This window comes from Micromonospora wenchangensis (assembly GCF_002210435.1).
GTDB classification, from domain to species: Bacteria; Actinomycetota; Actinomycetes; order Mycobacteriales; family Micromonosporaceae; genus Micromonospora; species Micromonospora wenchangensis.
In genome coordinates this window covers 132,236-150,455 of record NZ_MZMV01000006.1, presented here as the reverse complement: position 1 = coordinate 150,455, position 18,220 = coordinate 132,236, and the positions used below count along the sequence as shown (strand labels likewise).

At 73.0% G+C, this 18,220-nt stretch carries 19 protein-coding genes; 8 read left to right on the top strand and 11 right to left on the bottom strand.

Translation table 11 applies throughout. The annotated features are described in order from the left end of the window. The first annotated feature begins 53 nt into the window (after positions 1-53). Positions 54-1,244, top strand: a complete 1,191-nt coding sequence (locus B5D80_RS05425) for an acyl-CoA dehydrogenase family protein (RefSeq protein WP_088642645.1) — start codon at positions 54-56, stop codon at positions 1,242-1,244. A 27-nt stretch (positions 1,245-1,271) separates the two neighbouring features. Here the strand turns inward: B5D80_RS05425 and B5D80_RS05420 are convergent, their stop codons facing one another. The 4 genes from B5D80_RS05420 to aceB all read right to left on the bottom strand — a co-directional run bounded on the left by B5D80_RS05420 (position 1,272) and on the right by aceB (position 5,707). Then, positions 1,272-1,907, bottom strand: a complete 636-nt coding sequence (locus B5D80_RS05420; RefSeq protein ID WP_088642644.1) for a TetR/AcrR family transcriptional regulator — start codon at positions 1,905-1,907, stop codon at positions 1,272-1,274. Positions 1,908-2,065: 158 nt separating this feature from the next. Then, positions 2,066-2,968, bottom strand: coding sequence for a hypothetical protein (locus tag B5D80_RS05415; protein WP_088642643.1), 903 nt, complete (start codon positions 2,966-2,968; stop codon positions 2,066-2,068). Between the two features lie 137 nt (positions 2,969-3,105). Continuing rightward, positions 3,106-4,050: a TauD/TfdA family dioxygenase gene (locus B5D80_RS05410; RefSeq protein ID WP_144081589.1), complete on the bottom strand. Its 945-nt coding sequence runs from the start codon at positions 4,048-4,050 to the stop codon at positions 3,106-3,108. A 73-nt stretch (positions 4,051-4,123) separates the two neighbouring features. After that, complete coding sequence (gene aceB / locus B5D80_RS05405; RefSeq protein ID WP_088642696.1) at positions 4,124-5,707, bottom strand: malate synthase A; 1,584 nt, start codon at positions 5,705-5,707, stop codon at positions 4,124-4,126. 576 nt (positions 5,708-6,283) lie between these two features. Here aceB and B5D80_RS05400 point away from each other — a divergent pair. From B5D80_RS05400 to B5D80_RS05370, 7 genes are all read left to right on the top strand, one after another. Continuing rightward, entirely contained in the window at positions 6,284-7,381 is a 1,098-nt protein-coding gene (locus tag B5D80_RS05400) for an ABC transporter substrate-binding protein (protein WP_158224140.1), read from the top strand. Continuing rightward, on the top strand, positions 7,381-8,166 hold the full coding sequence (locus B5D80_RS05395; protein WP_088642640.1) for an ABC transporter permease: 786 nt from the start codon (positions 7,381-7,383) through the stop codon (positions 8,164-8,166). The genes B5D80_RS05400 and B5D80_RS05395 overlap by 1 nt, the downstream gene beginning before the upstream one ends. Positions 8,167-8,169: 3 nt before the next feature. Then, positions 8,170-8,964 carry an ABC transporter permease gene (locus B5D80_RS05390; protein ID WP_144081588.1) on the top strand — a complete coding sequence of 265 codons (795 nt, stop codon included), beginning with the start codon at positions 8,170-8,172 and terminating at the stop codon, positions 8,962-8,964. Continuing rightward, the gene (locus B5D80_RS05385; protein WP_088642638.1) at positions 8,961-9,752 is read left to right on the top strand and encodes an ABC transporter ATP-binding protein; all 792 of its coding nucleotides are present in this window, start codon (positions 8,961-8,963) and stop codon (positions 9,750-9,752) included. Before B5D80_RS05390 ends, B5D80_RS05385 begins: the two co-directional genes overlap by 4 nt. 108 nt (positions 9,753-9,860) lie before the next feature. Continuing rightward, positions 9,861-10,820: a PaaX family transcriptional regulator gene (locus B5D80_RS05380; RefSeq protein ID WP_088642637.1), complete on the top strand. Its 960-nt coding sequence runs from the start codon at positions 9,861-9,863 to the stop codon at positions 10,818-10,820. Positions 10,821-11,049: 229 nt separating this feature from the next. After that, entirely contained in the window at positions 11,050-12,309 is a 1,260-nt protein-coding gene (locus tag B5D80_RS05375) for a cellulose binding domain-containing protein (RefSeq protein ID WP_088642636.1), read from the top strand. 85 nt (positions 12,310-12,394) lie between these two features. After that, entirely contained in the window at positions 12,395-12,865 is a 471-nt protein-coding gene (locus tag B5D80_RS05370) for a hypothetical protein (RefSeq protein WP_088642635.1), read from the top strand. Positions 12,866-12,878: 13 nt separating this feature from the next. Here B5D80_RS05370 and B5D80_RS05365 read toward each other — a convergent pair whose 3' ends face one another. The 7 genes from B5D80_RS05365 to B5D80_RS05335 are packed head-to-tail and all read right to left on the bottom strand — an operon-like array spanning position 12,879 to position 18,212. Continuing rightward, positions 12,879-13,655: an IclR family transcriptional regulator gene (locus B5D80_RS05365; protein WP_088642634.1), complete on the bottom strand. Its 777-nt coding sequence runs from the start codon at positions 13,653-13,655 to the stop codon at positions 12,879-12,881. A gap of 1 nt (position 13,656) precedes the next feature. Continuing rightward, positions 13,657-14,037 (bottom strand): 4-carboxymuconolactone decarboxylase, encoded by a 381-nt coding sequence (gene pcaC, locus B5D80_RS05360; protein WP_088642633.1) that lies wholly within the window; start codon positions 14,035-14,037, stop codon positions 13,657-13,659. Then, positions 14,037-14,810: a 3-oxoadipate enol-lactonase gene (gene pcaD, locus B5D80_RS05355; RefSeq protein ID WP_169733037.1), complete on the bottom strand. Its 774-nt coding sequence runs from the start codon at positions 14,808-14,810 to the stop codon at positions 14,037-14,039. The genes pcaC and pcaD overlap by 1 nt, the downstream gene beginning before the upstream one ends. Then, positions 14,807-16,147 (bottom strand): 3-carboxy-cis,cis-muconate cycloisomerase, encoded by a 1,341-nt coding sequence (pcaB, locus tag B5D80_RS05350; RefSeq protein WP_088642632.1) that lies wholly within the window; start codon positions 16,145-16,147, stop codon positions 14,807-14,809. Before pcaB ends, pcaD begins: the two co-directional genes overlap by 4 nt. Next, on the bottom strand, positions 16,122-16,694 hold the full coding sequence (gene pcaG / locus B5D80_RS05345; RefSeq protein ID WP_088642631.1) for a protocatechuate 3,4-dioxygenase subunit alpha: 573 nt from the start codon (positions 16,692-16,694) through the stop codon (positions 16,122-16,124). Before pcaG ends, pcaB begins: the two co-directional genes overlap by 26 nt. Then, a complete protein-coding gene (gene pcaH / locus B5D80_RS05340) occupies positions 16,687-17,430 on the bottom strand; it encodes a protocatechuate 3,4-dioxygenase subunit beta (protein WP_088642630.1) in 744 nt (247 codons plus the stop codon). Before pcaH ends, pcaG begins: the two co-directional genes overlap by 8 nt. Further along, entirely contained in the window at positions 17,427-18,212 is a 786-nt protein-coding gene (locus B5D80_RS05335; protein ID WP_245854258.1) for a CoA-transferase subunit beta, read from the bottom strand. The genes pcaH and B5D80_RS05335 overlap by 4 nt, the downstream gene beginning before the upstream one ends. Positions 18,213-18,220 lie beyond the last annotated feature (8 nt).

The following is an 18,220-nucleotide window of genomic DNA, read 5'->3' as shown; positions in this document are numbered from 1 at the left end:
TATCTAACACCTCCGGCCCGGACAACTCAAGGGGTGCCTAACATACCGACCGGATGGTATTTTGCTGGCCGGCGGTTCCGGCGAGGAGGTCTGTGGTGTTCGAGGCGTACCGGTTGCCCGAGGAGCACGAGGCGGTCCGCGAGGCCGTCCGCGAGGTCTGTGCCGCCAAGGTGGCCCCGCACGCGGCCGAGGCCGACGAGACCGGCGAATTTCCCCGCCGCGGCTACGACGCGCTGCGTGCCGCCGACTTCCATGCCCCGCACATCCCCGTCGAGTACGGCGGGGCCGGCGCGGACGCCCTGGCCACCGCGATCGTCATCGAGGAGGTCGCCCGTGCCTGCGCCTCGACGGCCCTCATCCCCGCCGGCAACAAGCTGGGCACGATGCCGTTGCTGCTGGCGGGGTCGGAGGAGTTGAAGCGGCGCTATCTGACGCCGGTGGCGGCGGGTGAGGCGATGTTCTCGTACTGCCTGTCCGAACCCGAGGCCGGCAGCGACGCGGCCTCCATGACCACCCGGGCCGTCCGCGACGGCGACCACTGGGTCCTCAACGGCGTCAAACGGTGGATCACCAACGCCGGAGTCTCCGAGTACTACACCGTGTTCGCCGTCACCGACCCCACCGCCCGCTCCCGCGGCATCTCCGCCTTCGTCGTCGAGAAGTCCGACCCCGGAGTCAGCTTCGGCGCACCCGAGAAGAAACTCGGCATCAAAGGCTCCCCCACCCGCGAGGTGTACCTCGACAACGTGCGGATTCCGGCCGACCGGATCATCGGGGAGCCGGGGACCGGCTTCGCCACCGCGATGCGCACCCTCGACCACACCCGGGTCACCATCGCCGCCCAAGCCGTCGGCATCGCCCAGGGCGCCCTCGACTACGCCAAGGGCTACGTCCAGGAACGCCAACAGTTCGGCAAACCCGTCGCCGAATTCCAGGGCGTCCAGTTCATGCTCGCCGACATGGGCATGAAACTCGAAGCCGCCCGCCAGCTCACCTACACCGCGGCCGGCAAGTCCGAACGCGGCGACGCCGACCTCACCTACTTCGGCGCCGCCGCCAAGTGCTTCGCCTCCGACGCCGCCATGGACATCACCACCGACGCCGTCCAACTCCTCGGCGGCTACGGCTACACCCGCGACTACCCCGTCGAACGCATGATGCGCGACGCCAAGATCACCCAAATCTACGAAGGCACCAACCAGGTCCAACGCATCGTCATGGCCCGCCAACTCCTCAAGGACTGACGGGCGGGGCGAGGGCCCCGGCGGGACTCAGGCGGTCAGGCCCTCCAGCACCATCGCGCTGAACTGGCGGGCCACCTCGTCGACGCTGAGCGGTCCGCCGACGTTGAGCCACTGGTACGCCCAGGCACACATGCCGACCAGCCCGAAGGTGGCGATGCGCGGGTCGACGTCCGCGCGGAACGCCCCCCGGGCGACCCCGTCGGCGATCATCCCGGCGAACGCGGCCTCCACCAGGCCCCGCTTGCGGGTCACCTCGGCGAACAGGTCACCGGAGAGGTACCGCCGCTCCTGGTAGAAGATCGTCACGTGGGCCCGGTACTCGGCCACGCTGGTGAGGCTGAACCGGATCAGCTCGCGTACCCGCACGGTCGGGTCGTCGCTGTCGGTCTCGATCTTCTGGATGGCGGCGAGCTGCGCCTCCAGGTACTCCTCCTGGATGTGCCGCAGCAGGTCGTCCTTGCTGGCGAAGTGGTGGTAGAAGGCACCCTTGGTGAGCTGCGCCTGGTCGGCGATCTCCTGCACCGAGGTGCGGTCGAAGCCCCGTTGCTCGATCAGGCCCAACGCACTCGTGATCAACGAGTTGCGGGTGTTCTCCGGGTCGTACCCGTCGGGCCAGCGTTGCCGGCGTCGGGTCGACTCCGGGCGGGACGTCGCACGCGCCATCAATGGCCTCCCTGTCCGCGATACAGCCAGACAATGCTACCGTCCGGTCGGAAGGAAACGAAGGGAGCCACCCCGATCGATCCGCCCGAGAAGTGTCGCGCACCCTCGACCCGAGGGGAAGCCCCTGCGGCGACACCCGTCGTGCGCGGGGTACGGGCTCAGCGCCGGGCGTCGTCCGACCGGCCCGGCCCGGCGGTGCGGTGGCCGACGCGCGGCGCGCGTACCACCGGGGAGGTCGCCGCACCCGGGCGGAACTGCCGGACCGCGCCCGCGACCAGCTCGTCCGGGTCGTCGGTGAGCGCCTGCCGCAGGTGCGCCGGAACGAGTTCCGACGTCGCCACCGCCATCCGCACCTGCGCCGACCGGTCCTCGACCAGGGGACGCAGATCGGCCTCGTCGAGCGCGACGGCGGACACCAGCGCGGCGCGGACGTCCGGCACCGGGTCCTGGGCGAGCGCGCGACGGTGCTCGGCGGTGGTCCGCGGATTGCGCGCCAGCCCCTTGCGTACCCGGGCCGTGCGGTCGGCCAGCAGTGTGGTCATCACGTCGGAGTCGTGGGTGTGGGCGGCGAGGCGTTCCCGCACCTCGGGTGAGACGTCGTCGACCAGCCGCACGGCCAGCTCCGGCTCCAGGTCACGCGACTCGGCGAGCAGGCCCCGCAGTTCCTTGTCGGCGGTCTGCGCCATCGCCCGGCGTACCGACGCGTCGCAGGCCGGGTTGCCGGCGACCGCCCAACGGACCCACCGGTCGGCGTCCCTGACCAGGCGCAGCAGGTTGGCGATCGAGGTGGCGGGATTACGCGCCACGGCCTCCCGCACGTCGCGGTCACGGTCACGGGTGAGCGGGCGCAACGCCTGGGCGGGCGCGTCGGCCCGGGTGGCGACCGCCCGCCGGACCACCGGCGACGGGTCGGCGGCCAGGTCGATCAGGGTCAGGTGGGTGGTGCCCGGGTCCTGCGCGAGGCGGAGCCGGGCGTCGACGTCGCCGTCCATCGTCGTGGGCGGGCGGGCACCCGCCCCACCGTGACGGTCGGGCCGGTCGACGTCCTGCTGCTTCCCCATGGGCGTCATCATGTCACGGGCCGCACGGGCCGCCGCGAGGCCGACCGACGCCGGGTCGGGTGGGCCGGCGGTCGCGGGGGCCCGCCCGCCACGGCCGGCCGCCGGATGCGCCGGGCCGGCCGTGGTGGGCGGCGGGGTCAGCGGGCCAGGGCGACCGCGCGGGGCACGATGCCCCCGGCGTCGAAGGCCGGCGGCAGGCCGAGGTCACGGTCGATGACCAGCCACAGCCGGATCAGGTCCCGCTTGCGTTCCGGCTCCGGGTGGTCCTGGTAGTCGGTGCGCGCGTGCATGATGGTGTAGTTGTTGAGGAACTGGATGTCGCCGGGGGCGAAGTTCATGTTGAGCACGAACTCGTCGGAGTTGTCGAGTTCGTCGAGCAGGTCCATCGCCTCGATCTGGGCGGGGGTCAGGTCGGGCACACCCTCGCCCCGGGGGGCCGACTCGATGTACGCCCGGCCGTAGTGCGCGAACAGCTTGCCGTCGTCGTTGCGGCCGAAGATCGGGCACTGGAAGAAGCTCTCCGGGCCGTTGCCCGAGCGGCGGTCGTGCCACCAGTCGGCGTACAGCACCTCGGCCAGGTCGGGGCGGCGGCGGACGATCTCGTCGTGGACCGCTACCGCGCTGACGATCGTGCTGACCCCACCGGACATGGCGGGGCGGATGCACAGCAGCCCGACCACGTCGGAGGAGTCGGCGTGGTAGTCGAGTCGGGCGCTGGTCTGGAAGCCGCGCACCAGCGGGTCGTTGCGGTCGACGCCCTGGTCCCGGATGTGGATGAGCAGGTCGTCCTCGGTCTTCTGGTGGATCGGGATGCCCACGTGCAGCCCGATGCCCCAGTACATCAGCTCGGCCTGCCGTTCGGTCAGCCGCTCGACCGGCACCCCGCGCACCAGGACGAAGCCGCGACCGTCGACCAGTTCGTCGACCACGCCCGCGAGCACCGGGGCGAGCGTGGGCAGCACGAAGTCCTCCTTGGTGACGTCCCGCAGCCCGATGCCGGGCCGGTCCACGGCGGCCAGGGCCGCCATGAGTTCGGCGACGTGCGCGTCGGTCAGCTCGGTCTTCCATTCCGGACGGTCCACGATGTCCGGACCCCGCCACGCCGCGGGGCCACCAACGATTTCGACCACGTCAGATCCTTTCCTCGATGACTGTTCACGACATCCGTGCGTAGGCGGGCAGGGTGAGGAACTCGACGAACTCGTCGGCCAGGCTCACCTCGACGAAGAGGTCCCGGGCGGCGGTGTAGCCGGTGGCGTCGAACGCCGGGCCCCGGTCGGCGGCGATCCTTCCGATCTCCTCGTCGACCACCTGCTCGACCAGGTCCCGGGTGATCGGACGCCCGTCGGCGAGCGGCACGCCGTGGTGCACCCACTGCCACACCTGGGAGCGGGCGATCTCGGCGGTGGCGGCGTCCTCCATCAGGTTGAAGATCGCGACCGCGCCCAGGCCGCCGAGCCAGGCCGCGAGGTACTGGAGCGCGGCGCTGACGTTGTTGCGCAGGCCGGCCTCGGTGACCTGCCCGCCGGCGGACCGGACGTCGAGCAGCGCGGCGGCGTCGACCGTGACGTCGTCGCGGGTGCGGTCGAGCTGGTGCGGCGCGTCGGCCAGGAAACCGTCGAAGACCTCCCGGCACAGCGGGACGAGGTCCGGGTGCGCCACCCACGACCCGTCGAACCCGATCGTCGCCTCGCGGGTCTTGTCCTCGCGGACCTTGGCCAGGGCGGTGGCGTTGACCTGGTCGTCGCGGCGGCTGGGGATGAAGGCCGCCATGCCGCCGATGGCGTGGGCGCCGCGCCGGTGGCAGGTCCGCACCAGCAACTCGCAGTACGCCTGCATGAACGGCGCGGTCATGGTGACCGAGTTGCGGTCGGGCAGGACGAAGTCGGCCCCCCGGTTGCGGTGCTTCTTGATGATGCTGAACAGGTAGTCCCACCGGCCGGCGTTCAGCCCGGCCGAGTGCTCCCGCAGTTCGTAGAGGATCTCGTCCATCTCGAACGCCGCCGGGATCGTCTCGATCAGCACGGTGGCCCGGACGGTGCCCTGTGGGATGCCGCGCTCCCGCTGGGCCCAGACGAAGATGTCGTTCCACAGTCGGGCTTCCCGGTGGCTCTCCAGTTTGGGCAGATAGAAGTAGGGGCCCCGGCCGGCGTCGAGTTGCCGCCGGGCGCAGTGGAAGAAGTAGAGCCCGAAGTCGACGAGCGCGCCGGCCACCGGCTGCCCGTCGACGCGCAGGTGCTTCTCGTCCAGGTGCCATCCGCGGGGCCGCACGACGATGGTCGCGAGGTCGTCGCCGAGGGCGTAGGACCTGCCGTCGGGGGTGCTGAAGTCGATGGTGCGGTCCAGCGCGTCGACGAGGTTGAGTTGACCCGAGATGACGTTTTCCCAGGTGGGGGTGATGGCGTCCTCGAAGTCGGCGAGCCAGACCTTGGCGCCGGAGTTCAGCGCGTTGATCGTCATCTTGCGGTCGGTGGGGCCGGTGATCTCGACGCGACGGTCCACGAGGCCGGGGGCCGGGGGCGCGACCCGCCAGTCCCCGTCGCGCACGTGCGCGGTCCCGGGGAGGAAGTCGAGCACGGCCCCGGCGTCCAGTTCGGCCTGTCGGGCGACGCGCAGCGCCATGAGTTCGTCGCGGCGGGCCCCGAAGCGGCGGTGCAGTCCGGCGAGGAAGGCCACCGCCTCCGGGGTCAGTATCCGGTCGGATCCCGGCACGGCCCGGCCGGTGATCGTCACGTCCACGTCCTGCTGGTTGGTCACGGCTGAACCTCGCTGTTCGTTCGCCAGTTTCCTGCGCCCGGGTCGCGGTGATGCTCGTGCGGGTCGTCAACCGGGGCAGTCTGTATCAAAAAGAGAGACGCCATCTCGGATAGCGATAGATTTACCCATGATGCAGGTGCTGTCAACCCCACCCCACGGTCGCCACCACGGCACGACACCGGCCGCGAGGTGCGCGAACGCGGACCAGGGAGCACCGTGCATCACTTGACAAGATGTCATCTCGCATAGAGGATTCCGGTCACCCGTCAACGCAGCTCCACCGTCGGCACGGCCGTCACCCTTCCTCGTGCCCGTGACCGAGGCGCCGGTCATCCCGCCGCCCGTCGTGAAGTCCTGACGACTCCGGCCCGCGTCACCCACCACGTCCGATCGGCGACACCGGTCGGGTACCGCCGCACCCTCCTCATCCCCCATCAGGTCCCGTCAGCGATCGCGGATCACCGCCGGCCAACCTGCGGCGTCCGCGGCCCTGGTGTCCGCGCCGGCCGAGGCGGACACGCCCTCGGGATGCCTGTCAACTCACTGGAGGACATCCCCATGGTTTTCTTCTCTGTGGACTCGAAGGCGCGCACCCCGGGAGATCGGGCCGCCGACGGACCCCGTCGCGAGCACGACCGCACCCCGCACCGCCGCCGGGACAGTGGACTGTTCCGGCGCGGACGGCTGGGCGTCGCGCTGGTCGCCGTCAGTGCGCTCGCCCTGTCCGGCTGCTTCTCCGACGGCGGGTCGGGCGCCCCCGCCGACGCCTCGCTGGGCGAGCCGCTGAAGGTCACCCAGATCGGCTTCCCCAACGAGATCACCCTGGTCTGGGCGTTGAAGAAGGGTCTCTTCGCCAAGCACGGCATCGCCGTGGAGCCGGTCACCCTCGCGTCCGCCTCGTCCGCCGTCGCCGCGGCCGACTCCGGCCAGGTCGACCTGGCCTTCTCCGGCGGCTGGGGGGCGATCGTGGCCGCCTCGCAGGGGGTCAAGGTCAAGATCGTCATGGGTGCGTACTTCAATCCCACCCCACCCGATCCGACCCGCAGCCGGGGCGTCTTCGCCAGTACGAAGAGCGGCGCGAAGGCCTACTGTGACCTGGTCGGCAAGACCGTCGGGGTCACCGAACTCAACGGTCCCGGCCAGGTCTACACCAGCGCCGCCGTCCGCAAGGCCGGCTGCGACGACAAGAAGATCAAGTACGTGAACATCCCGAGCGCCCAGATGGCCACCTCGTTGAAGGGCGGCGCGGTGGACGCGATCAACGCCAGCGGGGCGATCGGGCAGACCCTGGTCCGCGAGGGCGGCGCGGTCTGGCTCGGCGAACCGTACGCCGACGTGCAGGGACGGATCAACTACGCCGACTACGTCGCCTCGGAGAAGTTCGTCGCCGGCAACGCCGACCGGATCGCGAAGTTCCGGGCCGCCATGGACGAGTCGCTGCGCCAGATCAAGGACCCGGCCAACGAGGCGGAGTGGCAGCAGATGGCGGCCGACTTCGGCAAGACGACAGTCGAGGCGATCCGGGCCAGCCAGTTCGAGGAGCTGTCCAGCGAGGTGGACCGGGCGGCGTTGCAGAAGATGGCCGACCTCGCCCACGAGTTCGGCGCGATCAGCACCAGGGTCGACACCTCCGGCCTCGTCCACGAGTCGGCTTGATGGGCGCCGTCCGCATCGCGCTGCGGCGCGGCGAGCCGATGCTCTGGGGGGTGGCGGGCCTCGGCCTGGTGGTCGCCGGCTGGGCCGCCGTCGCCGCCGCCGGGGTGGTGCCCGCCTCCGGGCTGCCCGGCCCGGTCGCCGTCGGGCGGGCGTTCGCCAGCCTGCTCGGCGACGCCGACTTCGTCCGGGAGTACCTCGACACGCTGGCCACCTGGGCGGTCAGCCTCGGTCTCGCGGTGGTCGTCAGCATCCCGCTGGGCCTGCTGATCGGCTATCTCGAACCGCTGGCCCGGGCCAGCTCCCTGGTGATCGACATCGGCCGGGCGATGCCGGTGGTGACACTGATCCCGGCGGCGATCGTCCTGGTCGGGCTGGGCCCGCAGATGAAGATCTCGGTGGTGACCTTCTCGGTCTTCTGGATCGTCCTGGTCAACACCATCTACGGGGTACGCAGCGTCGAACCGCTGGCGCTGCGGGTGGCCCAGGCGCTGAAGTTCGGCCGGGTCGAGACGATGCGCCGGGTGCTGCTGCCCACCACCCTGCCGTACGTCGTGACCGGCATCCGGATCGCCACCGGCATCGCCTTCGTGGTGACCCTCAGCGCCGAACTGCTCGGGGCCACCACCGGCGTCGGCACGGTGCTCGTCAGCTACCAGGAGGCGCAGCGGGCCGACGCGGTCTACGCCGGGGTGCTCGCGGTCAGCATCACCGGCATGGTGCTCAACATCGCCGCCCAGCTCACCGAGCGACGCGTCATCCGCTGGCGTCCGTCCGGGCAGGAGTAGACAGTGCGCAGGTTCCTCATCCGAGTGGTGTCCTACACCTGGCTCGTGCTCGCCCTGGTGCTCGTGGCCGAGGTGCTGCTGCGCTGGCGGGACTCGTCGTTCACCCCACCGCCGAGCCGGGTCGCCGGCGCGTTCGTCGACCTGTGGTGGAGCGGGCCGGCGCACCGGCTGTTCGCCTCCGACGCGTTCGTCGCCGACGTCGGCGCGAGCATGTTCCGGCTGCTCGTCGGCTACGCCCTGGCGGTGTCGGTGGGCACCCTGGTCGGCGTGGCGCTGGGCCGCAGCCGACGCCTGGAGTGGCTGTGCGCGCCGGTGGTGCGCCTCGGCGTCGCCACCCCCGCGGTGGTGCTCATCCCGATCGCGATCGTGCTGCTCGGGATCAACGACCGGATGCCGATCTTCGTCATCGCGTTCGGCTCGATCTGGCCGGTCGTGTTCAACACGATGGACGGGGTGGCCAACGTCGACCGGCTGGCCCTCAACAGCGCCCGTGCCATCGGGTTGCGGCGGGTGGACCGCTTCCGGTTCGTCGTGCTCCCGGCGGCGCTGCCGCGCATCCTGGCCGGCGCGCGGGTCAGCCTGGGCATCGCGGTGGTCCTGATGGTCAGCTCGGAGCTGTACGCCTCCACCTCGGGGGTCGGCTACCAGATCCTGCTCCAGCAGCAGAAGTTCGACACCCCCCGGATGTTCGCCGGGGTGGTGATGGCGTGCGCGATCGGCATCCTGTTCAACGCACTCTTCGGCCTGTACGAGCGGTGGGCGCTCCGCGGGCGACCGACGGTAGGGAGATCGGCATGAGCGACCCGGAGAACACCTCGGCCGCGCTGGTCGTGGCGGGACTGTCCAAGACGTACACCACGAACGGGGTCGACCACCTGGCGATCGAACAGGTGGACCTGGAGGTGCACGCGGGCGAGTTCGTGTCCATCGTCGGGCCCTCCGGCAGCGGCAAGACCACGCTGCTCAACTGCATCTCGGGGCTGATGCGGCCCAGCACCGGCGAGGTCCGGTCGTTCGGCGAGACCATCGGCGACGGTCCGTCGGAGGACATGGCGATCGTGTTCCAGGACTACAGCCGCTCGCTGTTCCCCTGGCTCACCGTCGAACGCAACATCGGGCTGCCGCTGCGCCGCACCGGGGCGAGCCGGGCCACCGTGGCCAGCGCGGTGGACAGCCTGCTTGCGGCCGTCGGGCTGCCCCGCTCGGTGATCGGCAAGTACCCGTGGCAGCTCTCCGGCGGCATGCAGCAGCGGGTCGCCATCGCCCGCGCGCTGATCAACAAGCCGAAGATCCTGCTGATGGACGAGCCGTTCGCCTCGGTCGACGCGCAGACCCGGATCAGCCTGGAGGACCTCACCCTGCGGGTGTGGCGGGAGTGGAACAAGTCGGTCCTGTTCATCACCCACGACATCGACGAGGCCGTCTACCTCTCCGACCGGGTGGTGGTGCTGAGCGGGGGCCCGTCGACGGTGAAGGCGACCGTGGACGTGCCGCTGCCCCGCGACCGCGACCAGATCCTCACCAAGCAGGAGCCGCTCTTCGGCAAGCTGCGCAGCGAGGTGATGGACCTGGTCATGGGCCACTGACCGACCCGCCGCGGGCCGCCGGGGCCGTCCTGCCGACGGGCGGCCCGGCGGCCCGCGGGCGGCCCGGTCGGCGGCACCGGCCGTACGGTGGTGCGACAATCTGACGGGGTGAACGCCGAACAGCCCGTCCACGACGTCCGCACCCCCCGGGCCCCGCTCGGGTCGAGCCCGCAGCACCTGCTGGCCACGCTGCTCGGCGAGTACCTCGACTCCGCGGACGCCGACCTGCCGTCGACGGCGGTCGTCGCGATGCTGCGGGAGTTCGGAGTCACCGAACCCAGCGCCCGCGCCGCGCTGTCCCGGCTGGTCAAGCGGGGTCTCATCGCCACCCGGGGCAGCACCCGGCCGCCGGTCTACCACCTCACGCCCGCGGCGATCGCCAGACACCGTACCCGGATGCGGCACTTCCTGACCTTCGGCGCGCAGCCGCCGCACTGGACCGGCGACTGGGTGCTGGTCTCCTTCTCGGTCCCCGGCCCCGGTCGGGCGGTCCGGCACGCGGTGCGCCGGGCGTTGACCGGCCACGGCTTCGTGGGCCTCTACGACAGCGTGTGGATCAGGCCGGGGGTCCACGCCGCGCCGGTCCGGGCGGAACTCTCGGCGCTGCTGCACCCCGTCGAGGGGGCCCGCTGGTCGGTGCTGCACGTCCGGTTCGACGAGGAGGCCGGGCCGCACGGCCCGGCCGCCGCGTACGACCTGACCGGTCTCGCCGCCGGCTACGCGGCCTTCGTCGCGCGGTTCGCGCCGTTGCGGGCGGCGGCCCGTCGGGGCACTGTCGATCCGGCCACCGCGCTGGTGGCGCGGACCTCCGCGATGGACTCCTGGCGTCGGTTCGCCGACACCGACCCGGATCTGCCCGCGCACCTGCTGCCGCAGCCCTGGCCCCGTGGTCAGGCCCGGGAGACCTTCCTCGACGTCCACTCCCGGCTCGGTGTGCTCGCCCGGACCCGGCTGGTCGAGGTGACCACCCCGCACTGGCCGGACGCCGCCCGGTGGATCACCCACTTCGACGCCCCGGGCGACCAGGCTCGACCGGCGCCGGCGGGCGTCCCGCACCGCACCGGCTGACCGTTGCCGCACGGGCGTCGCACCCGGCCCGCCAGACGGGCAACACATTGACACTTTTCGTTACCCCGGTGATAGTAACTGCATACCGCGACCGCCTGTGGGGACTGCGGCCGGGCGGTCGACGCGTCCACGTCGGCCCGCCCCGTCGCCGGTGCTGACCACCCTGGTCGGGCCCGGCGGCAGACCCGCCACCGCAGGGGTGCCACCGCCGACACCCGCAGGAGGGTGCATGCCAAGGAGATCGAAGCTCTACGCGGGCCTGACCGCCGCGCTCGTGCCGGCAGCCGCCGTGCTGATGGCACTCGGCGCGACGCCGGCCGATGCCGCAGTCGGCGGCTCGGGGCCCTACCCCGCCGACTACGAGACCTCGACCAGCCTGCCCAACCACACCATCTTCCGACCCCAGACGCTGCCGACCGAGCGCCTGCCGATCCTCGTGTGGGGCAACGGCGGCTGCTCGGCCAACGGCCTCTCGCAGGGCAACTTCCTGCGCGAGATCGCCTCGCACGGCTTCCTGGCCATCGCCAACGGCGGCCCGAACGCCTCCGGTTCCACCAACTCGCAGATGCTCACCCAGTCCATCGACTGGGCGGTGGCGGAGAACTCCCGCCAGGGCAGCAAGTACTACAACCGGATCGACACCGGCAAGGTCGCCGTCGCCGGCTTCTCCTGCGGTGGCCTGGAGGCGTACGCCGTCTCCAACGACCCCCGGGTGACCACCACCGGAATCTTCAGCAGCGGCCTGCTCAACGACGCCGACGACTACCAGCTCCGGCGGCTCACCAAGCCGATCGCCTACTTCGTCGGCGGGCCCAGCGACATCGCCTACCCCAACGCCATGGACGACTGGGGCAAGCTGCCCGCCGGGCTGCCCGCCTTCATGGGCAACCTGAACGTCGGGCACGGCGGCACCTACGACCAGCCCAACGGCGGCGAGTTCGGCCGGGTGGCGGTGCTCTACCTCAAGTGGCGGCTCAAGGGCGACACCACCGCCGGCGGCAACTTCGTCGGCGCGAACTGCGGGCTGTGCCGCACCCAGTGGACCGTCCAGCAGAAGAACCTGACGCTCGACGGCCCGCCGCCGACCACCCCGCCCCCCACCACCCCACCGCCGACCACTCCCCCGCCCACCACCCCGCCGCCGACCACCCCACCGCCGACGACGCCACCGCCCACCACCGCCCCGCCCGGCGACACCGGCTGCACCGCCGTCTACGCCGTGCAGGACCAGTGGAACGGCGGGTTCGTCGCCAACGTCAGCGTCACCGCCGGGTCCGCCGCGCTCACCGGCTGGCGGGTCACCCTGACCCTGCCGGGCGGCGCAGCGGTCAGCTCGGTGTGGAACGGGGTCGCCACCGGCACCAGCGGCACCATCACCGTCACCAACCAGAGCTACAACGGACGGCTCGGTGCCGGGCAGAGCACCAGCTTCGGGTTCCAGGGCACCGGCACCGGCACCGGAACCACCGCCACCTGCACCGGAAGCTGACCGTCGCGCCGCCGCACGGCGGGTCGCAGGTGCGGCGGGCTGGTACGAGGTACCGGCCCGCCGCACCGTGCTCTAGGGTGCCGGCATGACCAGCGCACCCCGGGAGGCGGAGACCCGCATCGGGCCGGTCGGCGCGCTGCTGTGCCGGCTGCTCTTCGTGGCCATCTGCCTGCCCGGCCCGGTCCTGCTCGCCGCCGACGTGACAGGCGACCTGCCGGTGTCACCCGGGGAGCGCTGGGGGCTCGTCGCCGGCGGGGTGTTCACCACGATCGTCGGGGTCGGCTTCGGTGTCTTCGGCTGGCGGGTGGTCGACCGGTCCCGCAGCGACGCCCGCCGGCTCGACGCCACCGGGGTCGCCGCCACCGCCGAGATCCTCACCGTGGCGCACCACCTCGGCGGGGAGAGCCCGGAACTCGACCTGCACCTGCGGATCAGCGGGCCCGGCTTCGCCCCCTTCGAGGCGGACACGGTCCGGCCCGACGACCCGGGACTCGTGCCCGGCCGGCTGCTGACCGCCGTCGTGGACCCGGCGAGCCGGCTCTACCGGGTCCAGTGAGGACGCCGGGCCCTCACGCGCCGCGCAGATCCTCCTCGATCCGCCTGGCGGTGGCCAGCAGCGGCGGGAGCAACTCGCGCCGGATCAGCTCGAACGACCCCCGCGAGGCGTGCGCGGACAGGTTCACCGCCGCCACCACCGACCCGTGCGGGCCGTGGATCGGCGCGGCCAGCGACCGCAACCCCTCCTCCAGTTCCTGGTCCACGATCGCGTACCCCTGGGCGGCGATCTTCGTCAGGACGGCACGCAGCTTCGCCGGATCGGTGACGGTGCGCCTGGTCAACTGGTGCAACCGCGCGGTGGCGAGGTAGTCGTCCAACCGGTCCGCCGGTTGCGCGGCGAGCAGCACCCGCCCCATCGACGTGGCGTACGCGGGGAACCGGGTGCCGACGCTGATCCCCACCGTCATGATCCGTCGGGTGGGCACCCGGGCGACGTAGACCACCTCGTCGCCGTCGAGCACCGACACCGAGCACGACTCGTGCACCTGCGCGACCAGCGCCTCCATGTGCGGTTGGGCGATCTCGGGCAGGCCCAGGCCGGACAGGTAGGCGTAGCCGAGGGCGAGGATCCGCGCCCGCAGCGAGAACAGCCGGCCGTCGGTGTGCACGTACCCCAGCTCGACCAGGGTGAGCAGGAACCGGCGGGCCGCGGCCCGGGTCAGCCCGGTACGGCGGGCCACGTCGCTCAGGGTGAGCTGCGGATGCTCGGCGTCGAACGCCCTGATCACCGCGAGCCCGCGCTCCAGCGACTGCACGAACTCCGGTGACCGTGCCGTCTGACCGCCCACCTCACCCAGCCTCCCGCCGCAGCGCCTCCCGGGCCACCGTGAACGCCCGGTTCGCCGCCGGTACGCCAGCGTAGACGCCCACCTGGAGCAGGACCTCCGCCACCTCCTGTTCGGTCAGCCCGTTGCCCAGTGCGGCCCGCACGTGCATCGCCAGTTCCTCCTCGTGACGCAGGGCGGCGAGCACCGCGAGGGTGATGCAGCTACGGGTACGCCGGTCGAGGCCGGGCCGGGTCCACACCTCGCCCCAGGCGTAGCGGGTGATGAAGTCCTGGAAGTCGGCGGTGAACGCGTCGGTGCCGGCGACCGCGCGGTCGACGTGCGCGTCACCGAGCACCTGCCGGCGTACGGTCATGCCGGCCTCGTGCCGTTCCCGGTCGTCCATCAGCCACCCGCCTGTTCGAAGTGTTCCCGCAGGAGTCGGCCCACCGGCCCGGGCCGCTCGACGTTGGCCAGGTGGGCCGCCGCGTCGAGGACGACCAGCCGCGCCCCGGGGACCAGGTCGACGATCTCCCGGGCGTGCCCGACGGGGATCGCCGGGTCGTCCGCGCCCGCGACGACAAGCGTCGGTACGCCGATCCGGCCCAGGTCGGGGCGCAGATCCAGGGCGGCGATCGCCTCGCAGCACGCCGCGTAGCCGGCCGGGGAGGTCGCGGTCAGCATGGCGCGGTAGCCGGCCACCAGCTCCGGGTGGGCGGCGGCGAAGGTCGGGGTGAACCAGCGGGCCACCACCGCGTCGGCGATCGCCGGCAGGCCGGCGGCGCGGACCGTGGCCGCCCGTTGCCGCCAGGGTTCGGGCGGGCCGAGCCGGGCCGAGGTGCACAGCAGGGCGAGCCGGCGCACCCGGTCGGGCGCGTGGACGGCGAGCCACATGCCGACCATGCCGCCGAGGGACAGCCCGGCGTAGTGGACCCACGGCACGCCGAGGTGGTCAAGCGTCCGCAGCACCTCCCGGCCCAGCAGATCCACCGTGTACGGCCCGGCCGGCGTCGCCGAGCGGCCGTGGCCCAGGTGGTCGTACCGGATCACCCGGAACCCTTCGGCCAGCGCCGCGACCTGGGGTTCCCACATCGCGCCGGTGGTGCCGAGGGAACCGCCGAGCAGCAGCACCGGCGCGGTGGGCGGGCCGTCGACCCTCAGGTGCAGCCGGGAGGTCACGGCCCCGCGCCCCGGGCGGCGGCCAGCGCCGCGTCGACGAACCGGCCGGCCGAGCCGAGCCACCGGTCCGGGTCGAGCGCCTCGTCGACCTCCGTCCCGGACAGGTGGGCGCGGATCTCGGGGTCGGCGAGCAGCGCGGCGCGGAACGCGGGTGCGGCGGCGGCGCGGGCGACCAGGTCGTGCGCGACGTCGCGGCCGACGGCGGGGGCCAGCCGGGCGGCGACGGCCTCGGCGAGCACCCGCCCGCCGGTGGCGTCGAGGTTCGCCCGCATCCGGGCGGGGTCGACCCGCAGCCCGGCGAGCAGCCGGGCGCACCGGGCGCTGGCACCCCCGGCCAGGTGCAGCAGGTCCCGCAGCGGCTCCCACTCGGCGTGCCAGCCGCCGGCGGCCCGTTCGTGCTCCTGCACCGCCGCGGCGAACAGGGTGGCGACGAGGCCGGGGCCGCGGCGGGCGGCGGCCCCGACCAGGATCGCGTCGACCGGGTTGCGTTTGTGCGGCATGGCCGAGGAACTGCCCCGCCCGGCACCGCCCTCGGCGACCTCACCGACCTCGGTCTGGGCGAGCAGGCCGACGTCGAGCGCGATCTTGCCGGTGGCCACGAGCAGACCACCGAGGGCGGCGGCCAGATCGAGGCGGGGCTGCCGTCGGGTGTGCCAGGGCAGCGCGCTCGCGGGCAGCCCCAGGTGGGCGGCGAACCGGGCGGCGACGTCGGGGCCGGCCGGGCCGAGCGCGGCGAGGGTGCCGACCGCGCCGCCGAGTTGTGCGGGCTGCCCGTCGCCGGCCTGCCGGAGCCGGTCGCCGGCCTGTGCCAGGCCGGTCAGCCAGCCGGCGGCCTTGAGCCCGAAGGTGGTGGGTGCCGCCTGCTGGCCGAGGGTCCGGGCGACCAGCACGGTGTCCCGGTGGGTGTCGGCGAGCCGGGCGGCGGCGTCGACGGCGGCGTCGAGGTGCCGGCGCAGCGCGCCGAGCGCCCGGACGGCCAGCAGGCTCAGCCCGGTGTCCAGGATGTCCTGGCTGGTCGCCCCGAGGTGCACCCAGGGTCGGGCCGGGGCGGGCACGGCGGCGGTCACCTCCCGCACGAGGGGGACGACCGGGTTACCGGCGGCGTCGGCGGCCCGGCCCAGCGCCGCCGGGTCGTACCGGTCGGGGTGGCACGCGGTGACGATCGCGTCGGCCGCCGGGGCGGGCACGACGCCGGCGTCGGCCCCGGCCCGGGCGAGCGCGGCCTCCGCGTCGAGCAGCGCCCGCAGCAGGGCGTGATCGTCGAGTTCCGCGTCCACCTCCGGGCTGCCGGACAGGCCGGAGAGCAGGCCGTCAGACGGCGAAGAAGACGGTCTCACGGTCGCCCTGCAGGTGGATGTCGAAGCGGAACCCGTCCGGGGCGGCGCTGGCCAGCAGCGTGCCCCGGCGCTCGGCCTCCACGCTGTTCAGCACCGGGTCGACGGCGTTGGCCGCCGGCTCGTCGGGGAGGTAGAGCCGGGTCACCAGGCGGTGCAGCAGCCCCCGGCCGAGCACCGACAGGGTCAGGTGCGGGGCCTCGGTGCCGCCGTCCGGGTCGGGCAGCGGCCCCGGCCGGACCGTCAGCAGCCGGTAGCACCCCTGGTCGTCGGTCTCGCTGCGGCCGAACCCCCGGAATCCCGCGAGCCGCGGCGGCCGGGCCCCGCGCGGGTCGTCCGGGTGGTCGAACCGGCCGTCCGGGTCGGCCTGCCAGCTCTCCACCAGCGCGTCGACCACGGGTTCCCCGGTGCCGTCGACGATCCGGCCCCGGATCCAGAACGCGCCGGGGGTGCCCTCGGGGACGACGTACGGGCCGTCGGGCCAGTGCAGGCCGATGCTCAGGTACGGCCCGACGGTCTGCGCCGGGGTGACGCCCAGCCGGTCACTCATCGTCGTCGCCGTCCTCGAAGGGGGTGTCCTCCCGGCCCCGCAGCACGATGTCGAACGCGTAGGCCAGCGCCCACTCGGGCTGCGTGGCGGCGTGGTCGTAGCGGGCGACCAGCCGTTGCCGGGCCATCGGGTCGCGCACCGAGTGCAGCACCGGGTCCTGGAAGAACAGCGGGTCGCCGGGGAAGTACATCTGGGTCACCAGCCGCTGGGTGAACGCCCGGCCGAACAGGGAGAAGTGGATGTGCGCCGGCCGCCAGGCGTTGTCGTGGTTGCGCCAGGGGTAGGCCCCCGGTTGCACGGTGACGAACCGGTAGCGCCCCTGGTCGTCGGTGAGCGTCCGGCCCACCCCGTCGAAGTGCGGGTCGATCGGGGCCGGCCAGGTGTCGCGCGCGTGGCGGTAGCGTCCGGCGGCGTTGGCCTGCCAGATCTCGACGAGCGTACGCGGCACCGGCCGGCCGTCGCCGTCGCGGACCCGGCCGTGCACGATGATCCGCTGCCCCTGTGGTGACCCGTCGTGCTGGCGGGTCAGGTCGTGGTCGAGGTCGCCGAGGCGTCCCTCGCCCAGCAGCGGGCCGGTGACCTCGGTCAGCCGCTGCGGCAGGTGGGCCAGTGGTTGCCTGGGGGCCCGCGTCACGGTCGACCGGTAGCCGGGGCTGAACAGCGGCGGGTGGGCGTCGACGTCGTCGCGCCGGTACACCGGCAGTGGCAGCCCGCGGCCGGTGGTGTCCTCGGTCATGGTCGGCTCCCCTCGGCCGTGGCCTGCAACGCGCGCAGCACCGCCAACTCGTGTGCCGTGGGCGGGTCGTTCGTGGTCAGCGGCTCGGCGACGGCGAGCTCCCAGCCGGTGGCGGCGCGGGCCTGCTCGCGGGTCACGCCGGGGTGCAGCCGGGTCAGGGTCAGCTCACAGCTCACCGGGTCGGGTTCCAGGACGCCGAGGTCGGTGATCACCAGTCGGGGGCCGCCGCCGCGTAGGCCCAGCCGTTCCCGGTCCCCCGGGCCCGTGCCGTAGCCGACCGAGGTGACGAAGTCGACGCGGCTGGTGAAGGTGCGCGGGTTCTGCCTGACGATCACCACGACCTCGCGGCAGGAGGCGGCGATCTCGGGGGCCCCGCCCGCGCCGGGCAGCCGGACGGCCGGGGCGGCGTAGTCGTCGCCGACGACAGTGGTGTTGAGGTTGCCGTACCTGTCGAGTTGCGCCGCGCCGAGGAAGCCGACGTCGATCCGGCCGGGCTGGAGCCAGTAGTTGAACACCTCGGGCACCGACACGACCGCGTCGGCGGTGTCGGCGAGGACGCCGTCGCCGATGGACAGCGGCAGCCGGTCCGGTTTCGCGCCGAGGCAGCCGGACTCGTAGACGAGCACCAGGTCCGGGGCGTGGGTGGCGCGGGCGAGGTTCGCCGCGGTGCTGGGCAGTCCGATCCCGACGAAGCAGGCGACGCCGTCGCGGAGCTGCCGGGCGGCGGCGACGGTCATCATCTCGTCGGCGGTCCACCCGGCGGGCGGGGGCGGGCCGCTCACGTCCGCCT

What these genes read in the sequence shown, in the direction of transcription:
- B5D80_RS05425 (WP_088642645.1), top strand. Translation starts at nt 54, where the DNA reads ATGGTATTTTGCTGGCCGGCGGTTCCGGCGAGGAGGTCTGTGGTGTTC.
- B5D80_RS05420 (WP_088642644.1), bottom strand. Translation starts at nt 1,907, where the DNA reads ATGGCGCGTGCGACGTCCCGCCCGGAGTCGACCCGACGCCGGCAACGC.
- B5D80_RS05415 (WP_088642643.1), bottom strand. Translation starts at nt 2,968, where the DNA reads ATGGGGAAGCAGCAGGACGTCGACCGGCCCGACCGTCACGGTGGGGCG.
- B5D80_RS05400 (WP_158224140.1), top strand. Translation starts at nt 6,284, where the DNA reads ATGGTTTTCTTCTCTGTGGACTCGAAGGCGCGCACCCCGGGAGATCGG.
- B5D80_RS05395 (WP_088642640.1), top strand. Translation starts at nt 7,381, where the DNA reads ATGGGCGCCGTCCGCATCGCGCTGCGGCGCGGCGAGCCGATGCTCTGG.
- B5D80_RS05385 (WP_088642638.1), top strand. Translation starts at nt 8,961, where the DNA reads ATGAGCGACCCGGAGAACACCTCGGCCGCGCTGGTCGTGGCGGGACTG.
- B5D80_RS05375 (WP_088642636.1), top strand. Translation starts at nt 11,050, where the DNA reads ATGCCAAGGAGATCGAAGCTCTACGCGGGCCTGACCGCCGCGCTCGTG.
- B5D80_RS05370 (WP_088642635.1), top strand. Translation starts at nt 12,395, where the DNA reads ATGACCAGCGCACCCCGGGAGGCGGAGACCCGCATCGGGCCGGTCGGC.
- pcaC (WP_088642633.1), bottom strand. Translation starts at nt 14,037, where the DNA reads ATGGACGACCGGGAACGGCACGAGGCCGGCATGACCGTACGCCGGCAG.
- pcaG (WP_088642631.1), bottom strand. Translation starts at nt 16,694, where the DNA reads ATGAGTGACCGGCTGGGCGTCACCCCGGCGCAGACCGTCGGGCCGTAC.
- pcaH (WP_088642630.1), bottom strand. Translation starts at nt 17,430, where the DNA reads ATGACCGAGGACACCACCGGCCGCGGGCTGCCACTGCCGGTGTACCGG.